Annotated in this window: 17 protein-coding genes; 5 read left to right on the plus strand and 12 right to left on the minus strand. The window is 29.8% G+C overall.

The genetic code is table 11. The annotated features are described in order from the left end of the window. Nucleotides 1–47: 47 nt before the first annotated feature. Together L3B98_RS26550 and L3B98_RS26555 are read right to left on the minus strand one after the other, a co-directional pair. Nucleotides 48–1,673 (minus strand): response regulator, encoded by a 1,626-nt coding sequence (locus L3B98_RS26550; RefSeq protein ID WP_077366688.1) that lies wholly within the window; start codon nucleotides 1,671–1,673, stop codon nucleotides 48–50. A 45-nt stretch (nucleotides 1,674–1,718) separates the two neighbouring features. Continuing rightward, on the minus strand, nucleotides 1,719–3,458 hold the full coding sequence (locus L3B98_RS26555) for a sensor histidine kinase (protein ID WP_015395802.1): 1,740 nt from the start codon (nucleotides 3,456–3,458) through the stop codon (nucleotides 1,719–1,721). A 274-nt stretch (nucleotides 3,459–3,732) separates the two neighbouring features. On the opposite strand from L3B98_RS26555, the gene L3B98_RS26560 reads away from it, so the two are divergent. After that, the gene (locus L3B98_RS26560) at nucleotides 3,733–5,469 is read left to right on the plus strand and encodes a solute:sodium symporter family transporter (protein ID WP_238918917.1); all 1,737 of its coding nucleotides are present in this window, start codon (nucleotides 3,733–3,735) and stop codon (nucleotides 5,467–5,469) included. Between the two features lie 239 nt (nucleotides 5,470–5,708). Then, complete coding sequence (locus L3B98_RS26565) at nucleotides 5,709–7,535, plus strand: hypothetical protein (RefSeq protein WP_238918918.1); 1,827 nt, start codon at nucleotides 5,709–5,711, stop codon at nucleotides 7,533–7,535. A 166-nt stretch (nucleotides 7,536–7,701) separates the two neighbouring features. On the opposite strand, the gene L3B98_RS26570 is transcribed toward L3B98_RS26565, so the two are convergent. The 7 genes from L3B98_RS26570 to L3B98_RS26600 all read right to left on the minus strand — a co-directional run bounded on the left by L3B98_RS26570 (nucleotide 7,702) and on the right by L3B98_RS26600 (nucleotide 16,666). Next, nucleotides 7,702–9,498 carry an N-acetylmuramoyl-L-alanine amidase family protein gene (locus L3B98_RS26570; protein WP_238918919.1) on the minus strand — a complete coding sequence of 599 codons (1,797 nt, stop codon included), beginning with the start codon at nucleotides 9,496–9,498 and terminating at the stop codon, nucleotides 7,702–7,704. A gap of 301 nt (nucleotides 9,499–9,799) precedes the next feature. Continuing rightward, on the minus strand, nucleotides 9,800–11,146 hold the full coding sequence (locus L3B98_RS26575; protein ID WP_015395806.1) for an MFS transporter: 1,347 nt from the start codon (nucleotides 11,144–11,146) through the stop codon (nucleotides 9,800–9,802). Nucleotides 11,147–11,934: 788 nt separating this feature from the next. Then, complete coding sequence (locus L3B98_RS26580; protein WP_238918920.1) at nucleotides 11,935–13,140, minus strand: serine hydrolase domain-containing protein; 1,206 nt, start codon at nucleotides 13,138–13,140, stop codon at nucleotides 11,935–11,937. Next, complete coding sequence (locus L3B98_RS26585; protein ID WP_238918921.1) at nucleotides 13,134–13,964, minus strand: polysaccharide deacetylase family protein; 831 nt, start codon at nucleotides 13,962–13,964, stop codon at nucleotides 13,134–13,136. The genes L3B98_RS26580 and L3B98_RS26585 overlap by 7 nt, the downstream gene beginning before the upstream one ends. 17 nt (nucleotides 13,965–13,981) lie before the next feature. Then, nucleotides 13,982–14,773, minus strand: a complete 792-nt coding sequence (locus tag L3B98_RS26590; RefSeq protein ID WP_238918922.1) for an alpha/beta hydrolase-fold protein — start codon at nucleotides 14,771–14,773, stop codon at nucleotides 13,982–13,984. A gap of 23 nt (nucleotides 14,774–14,796) precedes the next feature. Beyond that, nucleotides 14,797–15,738 (minus strand): alpha/beta hydrolase, encoded by a 942-nt coding sequence (locus L3B98_RS26595; RefSeq protein ID WP_238918923.1) that lies wholly within the window; start codon nucleotides 15,736–15,738, stop codon nucleotides 14,797–14,799. 121 nt (nucleotides 15,739–15,859) lie between these two features. Further along, nucleotides 15,860–16,666 carry a Nif3-like dinuclear metal center hexameric protein gene (locus L3B98_RS26600; protein WP_077366696.1) on the minus strand — a complete coding sequence of 269 codons (807 nt, stop codon included), beginning with the start codon at nucleotides 16,664–16,666 and terminating at the stop codon, nucleotides 15,860–15,862. Nucleotides 16,667–17,230: 564 nt separating this feature from the next. On the opposite strand from L3B98_RS26600, the gene L3B98_RS26605 reads away from it, so the two are divergent. From L3B98_RS26605 to L3B98_RS26615, 3 genes are all read left to right on the plus strand, one after another. Next, complete coding sequence (locus L3B98_RS26605; protein WP_077366697.1) at nucleotides 17,231–18,187, plus strand: carbohydrate kinase family protein; 957 nt, start codon at nucleotides 17,231–17,233, stop codon at nucleotides 18,185–18,187. A 20-nt stretch (nucleotides 18,188–18,207) separates the two neighbouring features. After that, nucleotides 18,208–19,677 carry a sucrose phosphorylase gene (gtfA, locus tag L3B98_RS26610; protein WP_238918924.1) on the plus strand — a complete coding sequence of 490 codons (1,470 nt, stop codon included), beginning with the start codon at nucleotides 18,208–18,210 and terminating at the stop codon, nucleotides 19,675–19,677. A 179-nt stretch (nucleotides 19,678–19,856) separates the two neighbouring features. Beyond that, nucleotides 19,857–20,828 carry a LacI family DNA-binding transcriptional regulator gene (locus tag L3B98_RS26615; protein WP_238918925.1) on the plus strand — a complete coding sequence of 324 codons (972 nt, stop codon included), beginning with the start codon at nucleotides 19,857–19,859 and terminating at the stop codon, nucleotides 20,826–20,828. Here L3B98_RS26615 and L3B98_RS26620 read toward each other — a convergent pair. The 3 genes from L3B98_RS26620 to L3B98_RS26630 all read right to left on the minus strand — a co-directional run bounded on the left by L3B98_RS26620 (nucleotide 20,825) and on the right by L3B98_RS26630 (nucleotide 23,496). Then, on the minus strand, nucleotides 20,825–21,019 hold the full coding sequence (locus tag L3B98_RS26620; RefSeq protein ID WP_017810894.1) for a transposase: 195 nt from the start codon (nucleotides 21,017–21,019) through the stop codon (nucleotides 20,825–20,827). The two genes, L3B98_RS26615 and L3B98_RS26620, sit on opposite strands and share 4 nt — an antisense overlap. Before the next feature lie 162 nt (nucleotides 21,020–21,181). Continuing rightward, on the minus strand, nucleotides 21,182–22,528 hold the full coding sequence (locus L3B98_RS26625) for an FAD-dependent oxidoreductase (protein ID WP_238918926.1): 1,347 nt from the start codon (nucleotides 22,526–22,528) through the stop codon (nucleotides 21,182–21,184). 245 nt (nucleotides 22,529–22,773) lie between these two features. Beyond that, nucleotides 22,774–23,496, minus strand: coding sequence for an MBL fold metallo-hydrolase (locus L3B98_RS26630; RefSeq protein ID WP_238918927.1), 723 nt, complete (start codon nucleotides 23,494–23,496; stop codon nucleotides 22,774–22,776). Nucleotides 23,497–23,622 lie beyond the last annotated feature (126 nt).

Genomic DNA, 23,622 nt, shown 5'->3' on the forward strand with positions numbered 1-23,622 from the left:
TTCCTTTCATCACATTTTTAGCAATCATATTCAAAGTGATAAGCACTCTATACATTTTTGAAATATGAGTCTCTAAATTGATTTGGGGTAATGCCTGTAACTTTTTTAAACAATATACTAAATTGTTGAGGACTATTAAATCCAAGTTTATCTGATATTTCATAAAGCTTGTAATTGGTAGATATAATTATTTCTTTGGATTTCTCTATTCTAGCTTTTAAAATATATTTTGTTACATTCTCACCTGTTTCCTCTTTGAATATTCTACAAAGATAAACTTTATGTACATTGATGTTTTCTGCTATATCTGCTAAATTTAATGATTGATTGAACAGATTTCTATTTATGTACTCAATGGAGTCAGATACTTTTTTGCTATACTTATTTTTAAAAGAATTATTACAATTAATATTTATTATTTTTGTAAATATCTCAAGGAACCATCCTCTCATTTCTTCAACAGTTTCCTTTGTTGATAGGATTTCTATAGGTATATATGAAATTGAAAAAATCTCCTCATAAGTTATAGAATATCTATTACAGGTTCGTACTACTAACTCCAAGAGAGAAGAATTTATATAATTTAAATAATTTAATTGCATAAATCCTCTTATATCCTTATCATATAAATGAGTTAATTCAAGCTTTAAGTTTTCTACATTATTTTGTTCAATAGCTATATTAATAGCATTAATTCTTTTAGCTAAAGTATCAGTATCTAAGCTTAAATTCTTAACAAAGGTATTATTTAAAATTATAGTATCATTGCCCAAAAACACTTTCATCTTAGAAAGGTTAAGTACTTCGTCAAAATATTTCTTTATTCTAAATGGTTTTTTAAAAGTTGAACTTACACTTATTGTTAAGCTTATATTATTCAAAATAGAAACCCTTCGTCTTATTTCCTGCGCTAGATAATAACATTCATTTATTATATCAGCTTCACTAGTTGTTGATGTTAATTTTACAATAGCTGTGAATTCTCCATTTTCACTATAAAAACATTCTCCAAGGTTAAGTTCTTCGATAACTTCAGAAACATTTTCTATTATACTATCTAAGGTTTTTGTATAAAAATCTTCATCTTCCATATATTTAAAAAAATTATCTATTTGGATTAAAAATAAAGTAAAAAGTTTTCCTTTTAAATTAAGGTTAAGGTTTTCAATGAGAACATAACTATCATCATCACTTATGTTATTAAATATAAGCTTTCTTAAAGCAATATCTTTATTCTTCTTAAAAAAATCTAAAAATTTGTTTTCATTTTTTGTTTCAATATTTTTAAACTTTATATTTTCAAGGTCTGTTTTGGTTTTAGCCAATATTCCATATAAATCATTGGGAGTTATTAAATCTTTAATTAAATAATCTGTTACTCCCATTTTCATAGCTCTTTGAGCATAAGTAAAATCTTCATAGCAGCTTAATATTAAAAATTTCTGTGCCTTATTTACTTTTTGTATTTCTTCTATTAAATCTAACCCATCCATAACAGGCATTTGTATATCTGTAATAATAAGATCTGGTTTTATATCTGAATAGTTATCAAATGCTTCCTTACCATTTGATGCACTATATACTATTTTAAACTCGGTTTCTTCCCAATTTATAATGTAAGATAAAATTTCTCGTGCAGGTATTTCATCATCTACAATCATTACCTTATACATGCTCTTACCTCCCCTTTTAAACTTATGACACCTAAACTCGTATTTTTAATCAATGTATGGAATATTGAATTCTATACAAGTTCCTATACCAATTTTGCTATATACCTTTAAGGCATATTCACTCCCAAAATATAATATAAGTCTTTCACTTATGTTATCTAGGCTTATCCCATTAAAGCCCTTATGCTCAGTTTTCTTATTACTAATTCCAACACCATCATCAATAATTCTTATGCTTATAAAATCTTTTTGAGGCAATATATCTATTCTTATAGTACCAGCATAGCCTTTAGGCACTATTCCATGATAAAGAGAATTTTCAACAAGTGGTTGAAGAATAAGTTTTGGTACTAAGTAGTCACACAATTCCTCTGGTATATTACATACTAATTTAACAATATCTCCATACCTATACTTTTGTATTTTTAAGTAGTTTTGTGTGCAGGTAAGTTCTTCTTTTAAAGTTATAAGCTTTTTATTTGTTGATATACTTTGCCTTAACAAACTATTAAAGGATTGAATAATTTCTCTTATTTCTCCTTGATTATTTTTTATAGCTAAATAATTTATTGTATTTAAAGTATTATGTATAAAGTGAGGGTTAATTTGGGATTGTAATAAATCCAGCTGAGTTTTCATAGATTCTACCTCAAGCTTTTTATTTTCTTCCTCTTCTTTGTAAATTTGTTCAACTAAATTTTTCATATTGTGAATCATATTATTAAAACTAATTATAAGATATTTAAGTTCATCTTCAGTTTTAGCTTCTAACTTATCTGGCCATTCTCCATTTTCAAATTTATTCATTGCCTTTGTAATATCATATATAGGGTCAGTAATTTTTCTTGAAGTAATATGACTTATAAAAATTACAACTGCAATGCTGAAAATACCAATACAATAAATTAGTACTTTAATAGCATTAAGGTTTTTATTTAAAGAATCTAACGATATTAGTCCAATAACTCTCCATTCTGGATATGCCTCAATAACATTATTAAATTCCATATATTTTTCATTCTTAATCTTTAGAGTATCATTATTAACTTTTTCTAACATTGCTTTATTATAATCAAGATTTCCTATTTTATAGATCAAATTACCGTTTTGATCAACAATAAAAGTGCTATCAAAAACTCCATTGCAATAGTCATCTATGTTTGTAAATAAATTCTTTTTCTTTATGTTAATCATAAGATACCCTAATAATGAGTAATTTTCCTTATCTAAATACCTAGAAAAGTAAGTTATATTTGTCTTTTTTTCATAATCAGGATTTTCATAATTAAACGGAAAAGTGTTAGGAGCTGAGAATTTGCTTGAATAACCACTTTCTATAAAGTTGTCCAATTCCTTATTTCCATAAATTAATTCACTATAAGGATCTTGTGAGTATAGTGGGTCCATTATTTTTTTATCTGTTGTTAATGGTATAACAGAACTTATATAATTACTCCATTTGGAATATTCCGAAAGGCTATTAAAAAATTCAGTATTAGCTTCTGAACCAACAAAATCATTTTTATTAACTTTATACATATAGTCATAAATATTTTTATCGTTTTCAACCATGTAAGCATCGTGTCTTATTGAATCTAAATTTTCATTAAGTATTTTAGAAATTACATTTATTTTCTCTGCAGCAACATTATTATACTGCTTGGTTATCTCCTTAGAGAAAATGTAACTTATAGATGCTGTAACAGCTAAAGTCAATCCAAATATTATAATTGAAAAATATATAGTTATTCTATTGCTTATTTTTGTGATTTTTTTTATCTTCATAATCATCACCTTAGGAAATTATAGCACTAGAAGTATAGTATTTCAAAAAATAAACTATATCATAAAATTTATTTTTAATTAAGTTAATATTTTATAAGAAAAGTTAATAATTTGAATTTTTATAATGGAACGATTTCAATATAATATGATTAACGATTACAGAAAACAATAACATCCTATAGATTACAATAATATGAATGTTTAATATCCATAAAAATATTTAGAACATATTATGGATGAAGTAAACGTTTGTGCTTTAAAAGGAGGAAAAAATATGTTAACTATTATTTCATTTTTATTTTGTATTGTACTGGTAGCAACAGTTACTTATCGTAAGTTAAAAGGACAGAAAAATAATTCAAAGGATTCTTACTTCTTAGGTGGCCGTAGCTTAACTGGTGGTGTTATCGGTGCATCTTTATTACTTACAAATTTAAGTGCCTCTAACTTTGTTGGAATGAGTGCTCAAGCTTACAGTAGTAATATGAGCGTTATGGGTTGGGAAGTTGGTTCTGGTATTACTCTTGTAATTGTAGCTTTATTTTTACTTCCAAGATACTTAAAACAAGGGGTTACTACTGTACCTGACTTTCTTGAAGAACGTTTTGATTCAGGTGTTAAGAAAATAGTTTCGATACTATTTTTATTAGGCTATGTTTCAAATTTACTTCCAATAACTCTTTATTCAGGTGCCATTGCGTTAGCTCAAATATTTAACGTTCAAGAAATGTTTGGTATAAGCTATACAGCTAGTATTTGGATAATGGTTTGGGTTATAGGTATAATCGGATTCATTTATGCTATACTTGGTGGATTAAAAGCAGTTGCTGTATCAGATACTTTAAACGGTATAGGATTAGCTATTGGTGGATTAATGGTTCCTATCTTTGGACTTATTTACTTTGGTCATGGCAGCTTTTCTACTGGATTATCTAGTATGCTAACTAATAATGCTGAAAAGCTTAATGCCATAGGAACATCACATGACCCAATACCTTTTGGAACAATATTCACAGGAATGATTTTAGTTAACCTTTATTATTGGGGAACAGATCAAGCCATTATTCAAAGGGCATTGGCAGCAAAAAACTTAGCAGAAGGACAAAAGGGAATAATTTTCGCAGGCCTTTTAAAAGTATTAACACCATTAGTAGTTATTGTACCTGGAATTATAGCTTTCCATATTTATGGAACAGGTGTTGAAAATCCAGATTTATTATATTCAAGACTAGTAAATGATGTATTACCAAAACCTTTAATTGGTTTCTTCGCAGCAGCCATGTTTGGTTCAGTATTAAGCGTATTTAATGGAGTTTTAAACAGTGCTTCAACTTTATTTGCATTAAATGTGTATAGTCCTGTATTTGGAAAGGGAAAATCTGATAAAGAAATTATATCAAAAGGTAAATTGTTTGGACTTGTTTTAGCTATAATTTCTATGACTATTGCACCATTTATAATGTATGCACCACAAGGATTATTTGAATACCTACAAACAGTTAATGGATTTTTCAATGTTCCTATATTTACAATAGTATTCATTGGTTATGTTACTAAGAAAGTTCCAGCTATAGCTGCTAAAATATCTATAGTATTCTTTGTACTAACTTATGGAACACTTCAATTAGTAATAAAACCAGATCTACATTATCTTTACCAATTAGCTATCTTATTTGTAGTAAGCTGCATAATCATGCTATTCATTGGTCAAATAAAGCCAAGAGCTTCAGAATTTATATTAAAAGATAATAACGTTGTAGATGTAAAACCATGGAAATATTGCTATGAAGCTTGTGGGTTTGTAATATTCTTTATGATATCAATGTATATAGTTTGCTCAAAATTAGGCTTTGCAAACGAAGGCGGAATAAGTATTAAAACCTTGATTCCTATAGCTTTAGTTGCTGTTATAATGTTTGTATTAGTAAAGATTATAAAGACAGGCTCTTTAGGACATAAAAAAAATAATTGTGAAGAGTTAAATTATAATAATGTAAATGAAGGGATATAAAAAAATATATATAATTCCTGAAAAATCTAGAGTCTAAATAAATTCAACTAATAGAATCTTTAAAAAAAATAGTGAATAACATATTAAAGTATGTTTTTCACTATTTTTTATTTATTATCATTTGAAAGATAATCTAAACATAATATCATTTGTATTAAATTGTATTTTATTGATATAGATGGTATAATATTCTTGTAATTTACATTATTACAAATTTTTATTTTAGGGGGATAATAAATTTGAAAAGAATAGCATTAAAATTATTAATTGCTGCAGTTAGCACATTTATATTAACAAGTGGATCAATCTGTGCATCAGCAGCTGAACTAGAAACAAATACAGATAATCAAAATGAACAAGTGGTTCTTATAGGTAATTCTGACCTAACTACTGAAAGCAACACTAAACAAATAACTTCTGAATCAACTGAAAATACAAACTTTGATAAAGATGTGCTTACTGATACTAAAAAGAAGTATAATCTAAAAATCAACGAAAATCTAGAAAAACAGATAGATCTACTCTGTACTGACAGTAATTTATCTAATAAGAAAAATGCAGTATTAGCTAAAAATCAACTAAAAGCTGAAAAATCGACAACTACTGATACAGCAGTAACCATTGACCAATCAACTACTACTGGAGCAGCAGTAACAACTGAATACTCAGGAATAACTGATTTGGGTAATACTAGTTTAGATAAGTCAGCATATGCAAGTCTAAATACTATGACATATGGTCAAATTAAAGCAGAAGGAGAACAACGCTGGTATTTAACCAAAGTTGATAAAGGTCAAAAATTAACAGCCTTTCTTGGATATAAGGCTGAATCTGCTATAGATTTAAATTTATACTTATTTAAATACAATGAAAGTGATGGAAGTATAAGCCAAGTTGCATACTCAGCTCTTAATGGCAAATCTACAACATCAAATGAACAGTTAAGTTACATAAGTGACGGTGGATATTATTTTATGTGTGTTAACTCCGCTGGTGGTTTTGATGTAAACAACAAATATCAATTAATTCTTATTTCTTCAAATAAGTATGATTCATCTGAACCTGATGACAGCATAACTCAAAGAAAAATTTTATCTGGTATTCCAACAACAATAAGTCAAACTATAGATAATGCCTTTGATGTAGATTGGATTCAATTTACAGTACCAGAAAATAAAAATATATTTGGTACATTTCAAAATGCAAGTAGCAATGGAACATATAAAATGACTCTTTATGATAACAACCTTAACTCCCTAGGTACTTTAACTCAAGGTCAAAATTTCAATGGGTTATTTGCAGCTGGAGCATACTTAATAAAAGTAGAAGCAATAAGTGGAGCTGACGCAAATACACCATATAATATTACATTTACACCATATGATAACTTTAATACTAGAAAAACTGTATCTGGATCTGCTACTATAACAGACTCTATAGACAATGCACTAGATGAGAACTGGATAGAATATTCAACAACTGAAAGTACAAAATTAGAATTAAGTTTAACTAATCCAAATTCTAATACTAAATATGCAGTGGATATTTGTAACAAAAATAGTGCTGGGAATTTAGTCATTGCTGCAACCATAAACCAAGGGGATTTAAAAAGCGTATTGCTCTCTAGTGGTACATGCTATCTTAGAGTGCGTTCATTAAACGGATATGATCCTAATACAAAATATACTCTTAGCCTTAAAGTTGATCCAAACTATTTATGCAGTAGTGGTGATTATGTAGTAACAACAAATTCAGATCGTAATGCACTTTATATTAATGGAGCTCCAGTATCTTTAGAGTATATTCCAAGTAGTGCATATTATCCAGGTGGTGATGCGTCGTCTCATGTAACAATGGGAGGCAACTCTAAAATAACTAATTATGGAATAGTAAATTATCAAGGGAAAACATGTGTTTGTATAGAGGTAAGTGATGTATTTATATATACTTGGGTATATGCTAATCATGGCTATAATTATGAACATTTAACAGTTCCTTTAGGACAATTTGTTATAGATCTTCAAACAGGACAATGTATAGATGGTGGAGTTTTAAAATGGGTGTAATTACAATATAAAAAATATGTAGCGCCTGTAAAAAAAGTCTGTAAATTTAATAGAAAAAATAGCTTTCTATAATAAAATTAAATATCATAGAAAGCTATTTTTATGCCATGAGAAAGAGTGTCTGAAGATAATCTCTGTAAATAATACAAAAATTATCTATCATATTTTATTGAATCCACGTTCCATTACTTCCTACTTTATATCCATCAACTGTTGTATCAGCAAGCATGACTCCAAACTCATTACAATAGTACCAAATTCCTTTATCATTAATCCAACCGGTTTGCATTGCTCCTGACGAATTTAGATAGTACCAATTCCCCTTAATATTTTGCCACCCTGTAGTCACGATACCATCCTCTTTTAAGTAATACCAAGTAGATCCATCTTGAAACCAACCTGTAGCTTTGGTTCCATCAGTTTTAACATATGTCCAAGCTCCATTAGCCTCCTTTGACCAACCTGAAACTACAGTTGAAGCTGTTTCACCCGCAGTAGTTTTTGTATTTGTAGTCGCTGTTTTATCTAAAGTTGAAGCCTTTGAAGTTATAATTGAATAAATTCCATCATCTTTATTCCACACAATCACTTCAGATGGCAAACTAACACTAATCTTGTTCATACCTCCATCTACTTTGTATAGTTTTTCAAATGAACTGTCTTTACCATTGAACATCTCAACATATCCATCACTTGACAAATCAAAAAGATCTCCAAATCCTATAACACTTTCATCAAGAGAATCAATCGATGCAGAATCAGAATCACTTACATCTATATAATAATAACCATTTTCTGATTTAAAATTTATAGTTTCTGCATATTGTTTTAATTTAGCACTACTGCAATATGAACTTAACATATATCCTTGTGGTCCACTTGATATTGTTCCATACCCACTTCCATCAACATTTGTATTAGAAGTATCAGAAAGTCCAAGTAAATGTACCGCTGTGCCATCTTCATCAGTAATAAAGTATGTACTTACATCTTTAGCATACTTTATTCCATCTATATCATCTGAAGATTGAGCCTTAGAAATCTTTTGTATTACTGTCACACTCTTATTATCACCAGAGCCATTAATAACAGTTTGTTTATGGTGATTACTTTTTGACCCAAAGTATACTTGATCTGTTATATTTTCATAATCATCACCTGAATTTTTTACTCTTCCCCAAATTGAAAGTTCTGCAGTTCTAGTTATAGACTCCAACTCTTCATCCTTAGGTGTATCATTGCTAATTGTTGCTTTTATTTCATAAGTTTGTCCATCAGTTCCTTTTAATTCATAAGTACTTTCTGTATTTTTTATAGTAATAGCAGCACCAGTTGAATATATACCAATCTTCCCCAAATTATAATCTGCATCAATATAGTTTCCTTTATCATCAGAGTAAACTGCTGAATACTGATCTCCATATAAATCAGCCATATTTAACTTATAATAAAATTTTCTCCACACACCTGTAGGACCAAACATAGTTTTGCAAGTACTATGATCATATTCTGCCTTAACAACCTCATCATAATATGTTTTATCAAATCTTCCATCATTATTAGCTTTAATTGCTTTTCTTACAGCTAATTCTGCATCATCATCGATGTCTCCAAGTATATCTTCATGTGTTATCTCTCCGGTCTTTAAATCTACATAATAATCTCCATCATCCATTTCTAGATACTTTTTATCATTATATGTTACTAGACCATTTATTTTATCACCAGCTTCAGCACCATCTACTTTAGCAAATTTTCCATTTGCATAAAGATAAATAGCTTCATCCTTATCATTCAGTTCTGCATCAAGATAAAATGTACCATCCCCAATTGATATTCCTTGATATACTATAGCTTCATCCGCTGAAATTTTTTTAACATCAACGGCCATGGCTGGAACCATTGATACAATAGAAGCTGCTACTACTAATAAACTTGTAACCTTTGTAATTCTTTTTAACATATTTATTCCCCCTGTAACATTTTACGATCTGTTAAGTTATATATACATTTCTCTTCTCTACTGAAGTTTATATGTTTTATACGTTTACATTAAAAACAACATATTTTCCTGTACAATAGAAAAATAACCAAATACATAATACACTCATAGTTGCTTTAATTTAGGCACATGAAAGAAAATAACAAGTCTGAATTCCATGATTATTTTTCATCAGGCAATTTGCTGTACTTGTTATTTTTTTGAATGTGCCTTAACTAATTATTTTTCAATATATTCTTACTACATATTTTATTATCAGCAATTATTTATGTCTTTCAGCTAAGTCTGCAAGCATCTTATCTTTCATATTATCAATTTTATAAAGTAACATTAATCCAATACTAATAACTAAAGTAATTATTGGTAGTCCTACATAACAAAAAGAAATTGCACTCAATGAACTTGCTGTTTGTTCAACATTAGGTATAAAACCTCCAATAGATAAAATTAATGACATTACTACTGCTGCAATTCCTGCACCACAATTAACTCCCATTGTTCCAAATGTTGTAAGTAATCCTTGTGCACGGACACCAGTCTTCCATTCACCATAATCAACTACATCCGCAAACATTACAAAAACAACACTTTGTCCTCCACCTAATCCTGCTGCTGCAACTGCAATACCTACAAATGTTAATACTAAAGATTGGTTTATAGTAGCTAAGTATAGAATTCCTTGGCCAATTATACTTATTACAAATCCTAATATAGCTATGTTTCTATTTTTCATCCTTTTTGCAAGCATAGGAATAAAAGCTATGGCAACTATCATCGATACAGAATATAATGCATTTGCTGCCGATGCGATATTTACATTTCCAATATTATATTTAAAGAAATAAACAGTTGCTTGCATTTTTACAACTATTCCAATAAATATAACTAGATTCATAATAGTTAATATCCAACATGGGAAATTACGCACTAATGATTTTAAGCTTTCTTTTAAATGTGGTTCCTGTGCCTTTTCTAACACTACTCTTTCTCTTGTATTTTTAAAGGTAGTCATTAATAGAGCAAAAGAAATTATTGCAAATACTACCATAGTCAACATAAATCCTCTTCTAGGATTTCCTTGTCCCAAAATACTTACTAGTGGTAATGTAAGTGCTCCTGCTATTATAACTGCTACTTGCCCTGCAATAGTTCTAAAAGAGTTAGCCTTAAATCTTTCTTCAGAATTAGTTGTTAAACTTGGCAACATTGCTGTTATAGGAGAACCAATAGCTAAAGCTAAAAAATTAAATACAATATAAGTAAAATACATATATGCTATCTTCCCCATATTATTTAACTCTGGTACAGCAACTGTCATTATAGCGATTACAGCATATGGTCCAGCAAACCATAAAAACCAAGGTCTACACTTTCCCCATTTTGTATTAGTTCTATCAATTAATATACCAATAACTGGACCTGAAATACCATCCAAAACACGAACAATTAAGAAGAGTGTTCCAACCGTTGCTACATCTATTCCAATTACATCTGTGTAATAAAACATTAAGAAAGAAGCAATAGCGGTAAAAATAATATTATATCCAGAATCAGATACACCATAACTTAGTTTTTCTTTTAAAGATAGTTTGACATTTGAATCTGACATTTATAAATTCCCCCTTATATAAATTTAGTGAAAATAATTTAATTAAAACGATTTCTTTGTGTATTATATCAACCGGTTACATATTTATATTGTATACTCTTTTTTTTAATATGTCAACCGGTTACACATAGCGTTTTCATTTTTTATATATCAATAAATATCTTGTATTTGTAATGTAAGGCACAATAAAAAACATGACTAAACAAAACTAATTTAAATTTATACCTTCAAATATATCCTGCTACTAGAAAAAAATCATCTCTTTTTGGAACATTTAAAATAGGGTTATAGGCATTTCTCAGCTAACAGAGTGAGTCTACTCTCATTTTGCCAAAGCTCTATTCTATAATCCCCTAAGTAACAGAATCCATTTTATTTTAGTCCGTTACGGCATAAAATTAAGATTCACTTGTTTTATCTATAGATATCCAAATTAATAATTCAACTTATAAATGTAATATATATGTATTATTGAGAAATTATAATCGTAACACTATACTAGAAATCAGATATATTTTTCTGGAAGCAGGCATGTGAAATTGAGCTGATGATGGTTCTTAATGGGGGCTTGTTTCATTTACAGCTTGTCCAAATTTTACATCTGGAACACGCTTAAATTACGACAAGCCGCCATTTAGAACCTTCCAGCAAAAATTTCACTAGTCCTGTGGAAGATAAATGTATCTGATTTCGGTAATTGTTGCATAAGTCTAATTCTCGCTTTGGATATCTTTATATATTTTCATTGCTTGTGCCTAATCATCTACTGGTAGTTTTTTTAATCCAATTTATTTACAAACTGAACTTAAAATAATATTTCTTAACTTTCTAGTAAGTGTAGTAGTTCCCGCATCAGTCTTTTGAATCATGAATAAAAATATTAAATCATCCTTCGGACAATTACAGAAATATGGGCCAAGCCAGCCATCCCATCCATATTCTCCAAGGCTCCCTATATCTCCAGCCATACTGCACTCTGTCATTATACGCATTAGATTTCCATAACTATGTCCACATAGTGTCCCCCAATTATCAAAGCCCTTCTGCTGTACGGCATTTAAAGTTCCTGATGTTAAATATTTAACTGTGTGAGGTCGTAAAATTTGAACACCATCTAAACTTCCATTGTTCATAAGCATCTTAGCAAATCTAGCATAATCATCTATAGTAGAAACTAAACCCGCTCCACCAGATTCAAATTCTGGATTCCTATCCATCTTATGAACTATTCCTAGATGATTTCCAGTGTAAAGTTCTAAATCTCCCTTACTATTGTCAGAATAAGTTTTTACAAGGCGATCTCTTTTTTCATCTAGCAACCAAAATCCAGTATCTTTCATGCCTAGTGGTTCAAATAACTCTTTTTTTAAAAATTCACCAAACCTTTTACCACTAACTATTTCAACAATAGCCCCTAATACATCAGCTGAGGTACCGTAAGTCCAAGAAGTTCCTGGTTGAAAGGCTAAAGCACATCTTCCTAACTTATTCATAGCTTCTATAGTATTCATTGGCTTATCACCTAGCAGCCTACTATCTATCTCCTTAAATAGAGCTTCAGTATCCTTTCCTGCTCTATGTTCTCCACCATAAACTAAGCCAGATGTCATAGAAAGTAAATCTTTAAGTGTTACTTCCCTTTCCACCGGAACCAAGCAATCACCTGCGTCAACCATCTGATCTTTAAATCCTGGAAGATACTTGCTTACCGGCTCATATAAATCGATTTCTCCACGTTCAAGCAGAATCATAACTGCAGTTGCTGTAATAGGTTTAGTCATGGAATATAATCTAAAAATAGAATCTCTTTTTATTTGAGCTCCACTTTTCCTATCTGCTAAACCGTCTTCGTGATATAAAATTTCTTCTCCATCTTTTATTATCATTAAATTTGCGCCAGCTATATAATTATTATCTATGTGATCTTTTAATACCTTTTTTATTTGATTGATTTCTGTATTTCCAAACACTGCTATTTGCTCCTCATCTAACATATTTTTTTAGTTTCCCCTGCTTTTATTTCCACTGGTGTTCCATTAAATTCTATCCAAGTTGAAATTGCAGATGGATTATGCACAAGCTCAAAATCTGTAGAAAACTGCAATCTATTTAGAGAATCAAGATAATTTACTATTTGAATATTTGTTGCATACCAGACGTCATCCCTATTGCCTATATATTCGCAAAACTTCTCTATTCTATGCCAATTATTATCTAAATCAAATTCATAACTATGCCCCCATAAATAAAAAAGCCCTAAACCATGAAATTCTCCTTCAATAAACCTTTCCGCTATCTCCATCAAATGTGGGGAATTATGATGAGCTGTAGGATTCCATTCCAAGTAGTTTGAAGGTAATGTGAAATTCCCATGATCGTTTACTGTTCTTGAATAAACTACTCCAAGAGCTTCTAATACCTTAAATACTGTTTTATTATAAGTGCCGAAAGCATAAGCCATTCCCCTTACAGGATACCCAAACATCTTCTCATGATTTTTTCTATCTTGAAGAATTTCCTCAACCATAAGTTCCTTAGGGATATCTGTTAGTGAAAGGTGTTTTAATCCATGAATAGCAACTTCATGCCCTTTATATAAATCAATCACCTCATTGTCTTTTATTCTTTCTATAACTAAATCCTTTATTACACAAGCCCCTTCTTCTCCTTGCAGTCCTGAATTTAAATTAAAGGTAGCTTTTAGATTATATCTATTAAAGATTTCAACTAACTTCTTATCCTGAATAACACCATCATCATAGCTTAAAGTAAATGCTTTTCTTTTTCCCTCTGGAAAAAGTTTAGTTATTCTAGACATATTCACACCTCCACATTTTATTCGTTAGTCCAAAGTATTGCTTTTTCTATATATTCATTCCAAAAATCCCAATTGTGAATACCTGGTCCTTCTATATAAGTATGCTCTATTCCCTCTGAAACTAAAAAATCATGATAGCTTTGATTTTCTTTAATTAGGAAATCCTCTGTTCCACAAGCCATATATATTTTAGGGATATATTTATTTTCTTTTTTTGATTTAAGAATAAGCGCCTCTGGATCTTTATCACTTCCTAATAATTGATTTAAATCTCCGAAAACCCTATTGTAATATTTATAATCAGCCATCATATCCTTATAATCAACTGGAATTCCTGCAATATTTCGAATTATAAGTGCTGAGGATAATGCAATAATGCAACTAAAATTGTGAGAATATTTTATTCCATTTCTTATTGCTCCATACCCTCCCATGGAATATCCTCCTATGAATGTATCTTCTCTTCTATCTGATAAATGGAACATCTTTCGTGTGAACTCAACTAACTCATTTCCAACAAATTCTCCAAATAACTCTCCTCTATCGGTATCATCCAGATAGAAGCTATTTTCACCTGAAGGCATAAACACTGCAACATTATGCTTTAACGACAACTCCTGAATTTTACTTCCACAAATCCAATCATGATGATTTCCAGAGTAACCATGTAAAAGATAAATAGCCTTCATAGGTCCTTTTGGAGCTTCACTCATTCCTGGTATTTCAATAGTATCTATTGGTAAAAGAGCATTAAAGTTAACAAGTTTTTTTAATGTTTTTGAATAAAAATTTATTTGTAAAAATGCCATTTTTCATCCTCCTCATTATTTTTTTATTGTGCCTTAATATTTAATGCCTGCGACAGTGCATTTATACACTCACTTCTAGCTCGCCTGCTGATATTTGCATTATTAAAAATTGAATCAAAGCCATGAAAACATCCTGGATATAAATGAAATTCAACAGGAACACCAGCCTGAGCTAATCGTGCAACATACTCTAAGGTTTCATCTCTGAAAGGATCCAATTGCCCTATAAATGTATATGCAGGCGGAAGCCCTGTCAAATCCTTAGCTCTGCTCGGAGCAGCATAGCAAGAAATTTGCTCTGAATTATTATTGCCTAAATACATTTTCCATGCAATCTCATTAGCTTCTCTATTCCACGCTTTCGGTAAGTTTTCTTCGTTGATTTCATAACTTGAAGGAGTTACATTTCGATCGTCTAGCATTGGATACAAAGGCATCTGAAATGCAATATTTATTTCACCTCTATCACGAGCCATCAAGGCTAGTGCCGCTGTTAAGCCACCTCCAGCGCTAGCTCCTGCAATTGCAATTCTTGAAGTATCTATTTTTAGTTCCTCTGCATTATCAACAGTCCACTTAAGTCCTGCATAACAATCTTCTATTGCCGCCGGATATGGATGCTCTGGTGCCAACCTATAATCTATTGAAACTACAACACAATTGACTTCCATAACAAAACACTCACATAATCTATCATCTCCGTCAGCATTACCAAGTACATAACCACCACCATGAATCCAAACTACTGCTGGCAATTTTGAATTTTTCCTATTCTTAGGTTCATAAATTTTAACCAATAGCTCTGATTCCTTAATTCTACGAGTGGTTGTGAGTACATTAACAGACTTTTCTATAGATGGTACCACGAAGTTCCTCATCTCTTCTAAATTCTTAGTCAAATCAATTTTTTCGTTACTTTGTAATATTGGCAACAATTCTGGCAAAACTTTTTCTTCGTAAGACATAAATCTCCCTCACTTAAATATTTATTTTAAACTCTTCTTTGCATTACGCACAATCAAAAAATAATTAACCTGCACGCTTGCATCTTTGGTCTATTATTTTTTTCATGTTCCTTATTTAAGTTTACAAATATATAAAAGGTTCTTTTGCATCTATAAACTGTACAGAGGTTCCTTCCAGCATTGGTTCTAGCCATTCAGCCATATATTTCATACCTGCTTCTTCACTACGCTCATGCCCTAATACTAGCATAGCTTTATTCATACCTAATGCAGCAGCATCACGAATATAAGGACATAAAGTCCACTCTGTAATATCACCACATATCATAACATCTAAATTTTGTTCTTTCATTAAAATCATAGGCATTTCTTCTACACCAAGTCCTAAACTTCCTCCGCCAACTAAAAATCCTGCTCTTTTACATCTAGTATCTGGAGAACCAACAATTTGAATAACCTCCATTTCTAATTTTTCCTTAAAAAACTCTGCTAACTCTCTTAATGACATCTCTGGTATTTCATAGCAATGTGGAAATTGCAGTCCCTTTATCAAATAATCTTTCCATCCAATTTCTTTTAGTACTCCCTCATAAATTAAATCAAAAGGTGCAGCATGCATATGATCGTGAAATCTCCAAATTGCAATACCATGTTCATCAAGAATTTTTTTCTTTTCTAAGTATATTGGATCATCTTTTATCCATTCTATTTTATCTCCACCTGTATAATAAGTTGGTTCATGAGTGATAACAAAGTTTGCTCCACAATCAATAGCTTGTCTAATTACGTCTACAGTAGCCATGAAAGTAGTTACGACACCTGTTACTTCCATATCAAAACTACCACTTATAAGTTGATCACACGTTTGTTCAAATTTAACTCCACCAAACTTATTCATAATTCTATCAATAATTTCTTTTACTTTCACTACATATTCCTTCTTTCTTATTATCTACAAATTATAGTTATACACATTATATACCGATTACATTCCTATGTCAAACGGTTGATATACATTCTAATCATTACTTAACTAACAGCATAAAAAACTCTTTAAAAGAGTTGCTTTAAATGTACTAAACTCATTTCCTTTGCAAATTTACTTAGTAAACTTGTATAATTTAGACTTTTAATTCCTCTAGTCAATGCAATACCTAAAAATGCATCGATATTAGAAAATACAACTGTTAAATAGGCATACTTCAATGTTAAACAAATCTGTGATAGTAAGGTTTTGTCCTTTAAGACATTTTCATAATTCGAAATATCAATTTAATATATCGCCTTTATGTTAATCGATTGACATAAATCTTGAAACCGATTATACTAAAAATACGAAAACTTAAAAATAAACTTAATCTTAAAAATAAACTTAATCTTAGAAATTAAGTGTTCATAATCATTCTTGCTCCTAAATTTATTAATAACTATAGTAAGAGAGTCGAATTATGCTATAACCGAAAAAATTAAATATATAATAAGGGGGAAATAAATGTTTCACTTTAACGATACTTTAAATTTTAAAAATAAAGATATTGATGTATTTACAATAGGAGAATTGTTAATAGATATGATCTCTAATGATTATGGTGATGATTTTAATTGTAATAATTATACTAAATATTTTGGAGGATCACCTGCCAATATCACCATGAATATAAAAAAATTAGGTGGAACTTCTGCTATTGCAGCATGTGTAGGCAAAGATAGTTTTGGTAATTTCCTAATTCAACAGCTAGAAACTAATAATATCAATACTAATTATATTAACAGAGTTGAGTCCTCTACTAGTATGGTAGTTGTTACTAAAAGTAAAACAACTCCTATCCCAATATTTTATCGTGGTGCAGATTATAACTTAGAATATAATGCAAAACTTGATTCAGCATTGAAAAATTCTAAAATAGTTCATTTTTCATGCTGGCCTATATCTCAAAAGAATTCTAGAATTACTATTGAAAAAGTAATTGAAGAAGCTAGAAAAAATCATGTCATTATAGGATTTGATCCAAATTATCATAATCTAATTTGGGAACATGGACATAATGGAATAGAATATATAAAAAATCTTATAAGCAAAGTCGATATAATCAAACCTTCTGAAGTTGATGCTGAAAGAATCTTTGGACCTGATACACCTGCAAATCAAGTAAAGAAATTTATAAATTTGGGCGCAAAGCTTGTAATAATGACTCTTGGAAAAGATGGTGCCATAGTAACCAATGGTATAGAAACTATTACCTTTCAAACTCTGGCAACAGAAATAATTGACACTACTGGTGCTGGAGATGCATTTTGGTCAGGGTTTTATACTGGAATGGTTAAAGGTTATACTTTAAATGATGCCTTAAATCTTGGCTTTGGAGTAAGTGCTTTCAAGCTAAAATATGTAGGTGCTATTGTCAATTTACCTACTATTCAAGAAATTAAAAACATTTATAATATATAAACATATAGGAGGATTTTAAAATGGCAATTAAAAATCAAGTACAACTTATTACTTATCCTGATTCTCTTGGTGGAGATTTAAAGACTCTTAATAACATACTTTTAAAATATTTTTCTGATATATTTAAAGGCGGCGTTCATATACTTCCTCCATTCCCTTCTTCAGGAGACAGAGGCTTTGCACCATTAACTTACTTTGAAATTGACCCTAAATTCGGTACTTGGGAAGATATTAGACATATTGGTGAAAATTTTGATGTTCTTTTAGACTTAATGGTAAACCATATTTCCAAAGAATCTAAATTTTTTCAGGACTTCTTAAAACATGGAAAAAAATCAGAATATGCTGATCTTTTCCTCACATTAGATAAAATTTGGAGTGATGGAAAGCCTGTTCAAGAAGATATTTCTAAGATGTTCTTACGAAGAAGACAACCTTATTCAACTTTCACTATAAGCGAAACTGGTGAAGAGGAAACTGTTTGGACTACTTTTGGAAAAGAAGATCCATCTGAGCAAATAGACTTTGATATTAATTCACCAAAAGTTAAGGAATTATTAAAAGATTTTCTTACAAACTTCAGCAAACAAAATGTCAAAATAGTTAGATTAGATGCTGTTGGATATGTAATTAAAAAATTAGGTACCAGCTGCTTTTTTGTTGAACCAGAAATTTATAAGTTTATTGACTGGATTACAGAACTGGCGACTTCTTTAGGACTTGAACTGCTTCCTGAAGTTCATGCCCATTACACAACCCAATTTAAGTTAGCAGAACATGGTAGCTGGATATATGATTTTATACTTCCATATAGAATTCTTGATACATTAATAAATAAATCTAGCTCAGAACTTTACAAATATTTAAAAGTTCGTCCTCATAAACAATTTACAATGTTAGACTGCCATGATGGCATTCCTGTTAAGCCTGACCTAGATGACTTAATAAACACTAAAAACGCTAAGAATTTAGTTGATCTCTGTGTGGAAAGAGGTTCAAACCTAAGTCTCATTTACTCTGATGCACATAAAGCTAAAGATGGCTTTGATGTTCATCAAATAAGATGCTCTTATTATTCAGTTTTGAACTGTGATGATGATGCTTATCTTGCTGCAAGAGCAATTCAATTTTTCACCCCTGGTATCCCTCAAGTATACTATGTAGGCTTGTTAGCAGGAAAAAATGATGAAGAGAATGTAAAACTAACTGGTGAAGGCCGTGAAATAAATAGACACAACTTCACATCCATAGAAATTGAACAAGAAGTCCAAAAAGACGTTGTTCAAAGACTTCTTAAACTCATAAGATTTAGAAATGAATATCCAGCATTTAATGGTGAATTCAATATTGTAAATTCTGAAGATGATGAAGTAATTCTCTCATGGAGAAAAGATAAAAAATTCTGTACATTAAACATATGTCTTCAAACAAACAAATCAGTTATTGAATATGTTGATGATAATGGAGATATATTAATATACAATATTTAATGATACAAGTAGCTGTTTATTTAGAATGGCTACTTATATTATTATTGTACTAAAAATCTCATTGGTGTATTATTTAATTGATACGAAAAATAGAAAATGAACAATGCACAATGCAGTATAGTGGGCTTTATTATTTTTCATATTAAATTATAAAATTCATATTTGTAAAGGGTGTTTTTATGGCAACAATTAAAGATGTCGCTAAAATAGCTGGAGTTACAGTTACTACTGTATCCAGAGTTTTAAATGATAGAGGATATATAAGTGATGCTACAAGAAAAAAGGTTCATGATGCTATGGAAGAGCTTGATTATAAGCCAAATGAATTGGCTAGATCTTTATTTAGAAAAAAATCTAATATTATAGGCCTTATAATTCCAAATGTATCACATCCTTTTTTTGCTGAATTAAGTAATTATATAGAATATTATGCTTATAAAGAAGGATACAAAATTTTATTATGCAATTCTTACCAAGATAGCGTCAAAGAAAAAGGTTATATAGAAATGTTAAAAAGAAATCAAGTTGATGGAATCATAATGGGGAGCCATACTTTAGAAACTTCAGAATATATTAATACAAATTTGCCTATTGTAGCAATTGATAGAAACTTATCCGATAAGATTCCATTTATCACATGTGATAATTACCATGGTGGAGTTTTAGCCACAAACCTGTTAATAAATAAAGGCTGCAAAAAGTTAGCACATATAAGTGGTCCTTTAGAAATAAATACTCCAGTAAATAAACGATATCAAGCATTCATCGATGTTACTAAAGAAAAAAATATTGAAGGTATTGTTATTGAAGCAAAATTAGATACCTTTGAAGGATATAAAAAAATAGTCTTTAAATTGTTTCAAGATCATCCTGATATAGATGGAATATTTGCCAGCAGTGATATAATAGCTGCTTCAATTATTAACGTTGCTCATTATCTTGGTAAAAAAATAACAGAAGACTTAAAAATAGTAGGTTATGATGACATTAGTACCGCTTCATTAATAGTTCCTACTCTTACTACAATAAAGCAGCCCATTGAATATATGGGAAAATTGGCTATCGAAATTTTAATAAAACAAATGGAAAAAGAGCAGGTAAATTTAGAAAATGTTTTACCTATAAATTTAATAGAGAGAATGACTACTTAAATTGAATTCACTGAGTCAAAAAGTTCATCAATAGATATAAAATCACTAGTACTAAAAATACAATTTTTTAATTTATTCCAGATATTTTCTTGTGTATTCAACACTAGAGAATATTTTGGAGTATTTATTAAGAACAATTCTTCGCTATCAAGTGACAGCTCTTTCCTTAGAACAAAATCTGCTACGTTCAAAAGTTATACCCTCAAGGAGTACAAGGTCCTCACATTTAATTTGATTGTAATTTCCCCAAAGAATAAGAAAAATTCTCCACAAAGAAGATAATCTCTGTAAATAATACAAAAATTATCTTCTAATCATTTATTTCCAGTAAGAACTCACCTAATATTAAATTCTTATTTTATTGATTGTGGATAATTAAATATATTAAGTAGATCATACTTTTCATTTATATATTTCAACCTACATGCATTTCCACCATAATATTCTTTTCCATAATTTATTAATGGACTGTACGGAAAATTAACATATACTCCTTCTGTTATCATTTTTATATAATTTAATCTGCTAGCTACCCATTCCTTATTTTCTTCTGCATAAATTGAATTCTCCCATACTGATTGTATACCTATAATATAATTGGAGTCTCTATAATAAAAGGCTGTTTCATGCTTTCCTTTATCCTTTACCGCTCCACCTAATCCATAAAAAGTAACTGCAGCATAAACTGACCCTATAGGTTTTTCTTGAAGAGAAGATGCTAATTTTAATAACTCGTGCTTTGAATATATTCTATTTGCAAATCTACCAGTAGATTTAAATTTTTCACTAGTTGGATATATGGCTTCAATCTTTTTTATAGCATTTAAAAAGGTTGTATATTCAAAGTTAGACTCAGCTCTTGGTACTACCAATAAGGGTTTTAATATTTCTTTTAATTCTTCTATATCTCCATAAAATAATCCTATAATGAATGCTGCTACACCCTCATCTGCAGAATTATAAAAACTAGCTCTCATATTCACTCTTCTATCTAAGGTTAGATATAAATTTTGAAATATATCCATAATACTTGCTTGTTCTAATGGTGTAGTATTTGGATAATATATTGTAAATTCTGTTACCTTATTTAACTTTGGTGGTAATCTAAAAGTTAATGAGATTACTATTCCAAAGTTTCCTCCTCCGCCACCCCTTAATGCCCAAAATAAATCACTATTACAATCTCTATTTGCAATGAGTATCTTACCTCTATAATCTACAAGTTCAAACTCTAATACATTATCAAGACCTAAACCAAATAACCTGCAAGATACTCCCCATCCTCCTCCTAAAGTGTATGCTGCTACCCCAACAGTCGGGCAAGTTCCACCAGGAAAAGGATATCCTCTTGTGCCTACATATTCGTAAAGTTCACTATTTTTTACACCTGATTCTATTTTAACTGTATTAGTTAATTCATTTATAATTATTTTCTTCATTCTACTAACATCAATTACTATAACATTATTCCCAATTGAATATCCCTCATAATTGTGTCCACCAGATCTTATTCTAAATTTAATATTTTTTTTAACGCAAAACCTTAAAGCACTTATAACGTCTTCTCTACTAGTACAATATAATATAGCTATTGGATATTTTTGTATTGCTCTATTCCACACCTGTCTATCTTCTTCATATTCTATATCATTAGGTGTTACAATCTCACCATTAAAACATAAATCCTTAGCTAATTCCATCATTATCATCCTTTGTAATAGAATATTTTGATTTACAATAAATCTATCTACTTCTATTAATATATGATAAATATAACAATTAATTTCACATATTATATCAAAATATGCACCCTGATTAACTTAGTATATTTTCACGCTCCAATAGTTATTGTCTAGTAGTGTTATTATTTCGTCTGCTTCTTGTAGCATTTCATTTGAGCATTTTTGTTTTAGTTCTTCTAGTTATTCCTTTTTGTACGGTTTTTTTATTTTATTTTATTGTGTTGTGATTTTAAATACTCAATAATTTCAGTTTTACTTATAGGTAATGAATGTCCTGGAAAACAAACATCAAACTCTAAGTCCTCTAACATATTTATAAGACTCTCTAATTTAACTGCGTTATACTCACAATTATTATAATAATCCATCCCATAAGCATCTCCTATAAATACTACCCTTTCCTCAGGTATATAAACTATTACTGAGTCCTTAGAATGAGGTGAAACCACATTTTTTAAAATGACTTTTAATCCTCCTAAGTCCATTTCTAAATTATTTTTAAATACTATATCAGCAGGTACAACATTTATATCGTGAAGATTTTCATATTCTTTGCGAATATTAGTATCTGCAAATTCAATATCTTCTCCAGTTAAAAGACGCTTTTTCATTGCTTCATCTGTCCACTTCCACTTAGACATAACCTTTAACTGTTCATTAGTTATTTCACATGCTATTGTTTTTCCTGTAACTGAATGCATCCCATATGTATGATCCCAATGCCAATGAGTAATTGCAACATAATCAGGTAATCTTAAATTCAATTTTTCTATAGAATCATTAAATTTCTCAAGATGATTTTTTGAATTTCCTGCATCCACCATTAAAGCATATTTATCTCCTTTAATATATCCAAGCACTGGTCTATCAGTTTCTCTGTCATTAATAAGATAATAAACCCTTTGTGTAACTTTTCTTAAACCCATTAAATATTTCCACCTTTCTTAATACAAAATTAAAACTCCCCATAGACAAACAATATCATCTAGGGGAGTTACTTTATTTAAAAATCTCTTATCATATTTAAATTAAATTTAATACAGAACATATAT

The organism is Clostridium sp. YIM B02555 (genome assembly GCF_022320955.1).
Taxonomy (GTDB): Bacteria; Bacillota; Clostridia; order Clostridiales; family Clostridiaceae; genus Clostridium; species Clostridium saccharoperbutylacetonicum.

What these genes read in the sequence shown, in the direction of transcription:
- L3B98_RS26550 (WP_077366688.1), bottom strand. Translation starts at nt 1,673, where the DNA reads ATGTATAAGGTAATGATTGTAGATGATGAAATACCTGCACGAGAAATT.
- L3B98_RS26555 (WP_015395802.1), bottom strand. Translation starts at nt 3,458, where the DNA reads ATGAAGATAAAAAAAATCACAAAAATAAGCAATAGAATAACTATATAT.
- L3B98_RS26560 (WP_238918917.1), top strand. Translation starts at nt 3,733, where the DNA reads ATGTTAACTATTATTTCATTTTTATTTTGTATTGTACTGGTAGCAACA.
- L3B98_RS26570 (WP_238918919.1), bottom strand. Translation starts at nt 9,498, where the DNA reads ATGTTAAAAAGAATTACAAAGGTTACAAGTTTATTAGTAGTAGCAGCT.
- L3B98_RS26575 (WP_015395806.1), bottom strand. Translation starts at nt 11,146, where the DNA reads ATGTCAGATTCAAATGTCAAACTATCTTTAAAAGAAAAACTAAGTTAT.
- L3B98_RS26580 (WP_238918920.1), bottom strand. Translation starts at nt 13,140, where the DNA reads ATGTTAGATGAGGAGCAAATAGCAGTGTTTGGAAATACAGAAATCAAT.
- L3B98_RS26585 (WP_238918921.1), bottom strand. Translation starts at nt 13,964, where the DNA reads ATGTCTAGAATAACTAAACTTTTTCCAGAGGGAAAAAGAAAAGCATTT.
- L3B98_RS26590 (WP_238918922.1), bottom strand. Translation starts at nt 14,773, where the DNA reads ATGGCATTTTTACAAATAAATTTTTATTCAAAAACATTAAAAAAACTT.
- L3B98_RS26595 (WP_238918923.1), bottom strand. Translation starts at nt 15,738, where the DNA reads ATGTCTTACGAAGAAAAAGTTTTGCCAGAATTGTTGCCAATATTACAA.
- L3B98_RS26605 (WP_077366697.1), top strand. Translation starts at nt 17,231, where the DNA reads ATGTTTCACTTTAACGATACTTTAAATTTTAAAAATAAAGATATTGAT.
- gtfA (WP_238918924.1), top strand. Translation starts at nt 18,208, where the DNA reads ATGGCAATTAAAAATCAAGTACAACTTATTACTTATCCTGATTCTCTT.
- L3B98_RS26615 (WP_238918925.1), top strand. Translation starts at nt 19,857, where the DNA reads ATGGCAACAATTAAAGATGTCGCTAAAATAGCTGGAGTTACAGTTACT.
- L3B98_RS26625 (WP_238918926.1), bottom strand. Translation starts at nt 22,528, where the DNA reads ATGGAATTAGCTAAGGATTTATGTTTTAATGGTGAGATTGTAACACCT.
- L3B98_RS26630 (WP_238918927.1), bottom strand. Translation starts at nt 23,496, where the DNA reads ATGGGTTTAAGAAAAGTTACACAAAGGGTTTATTATCTTATTAATGAC.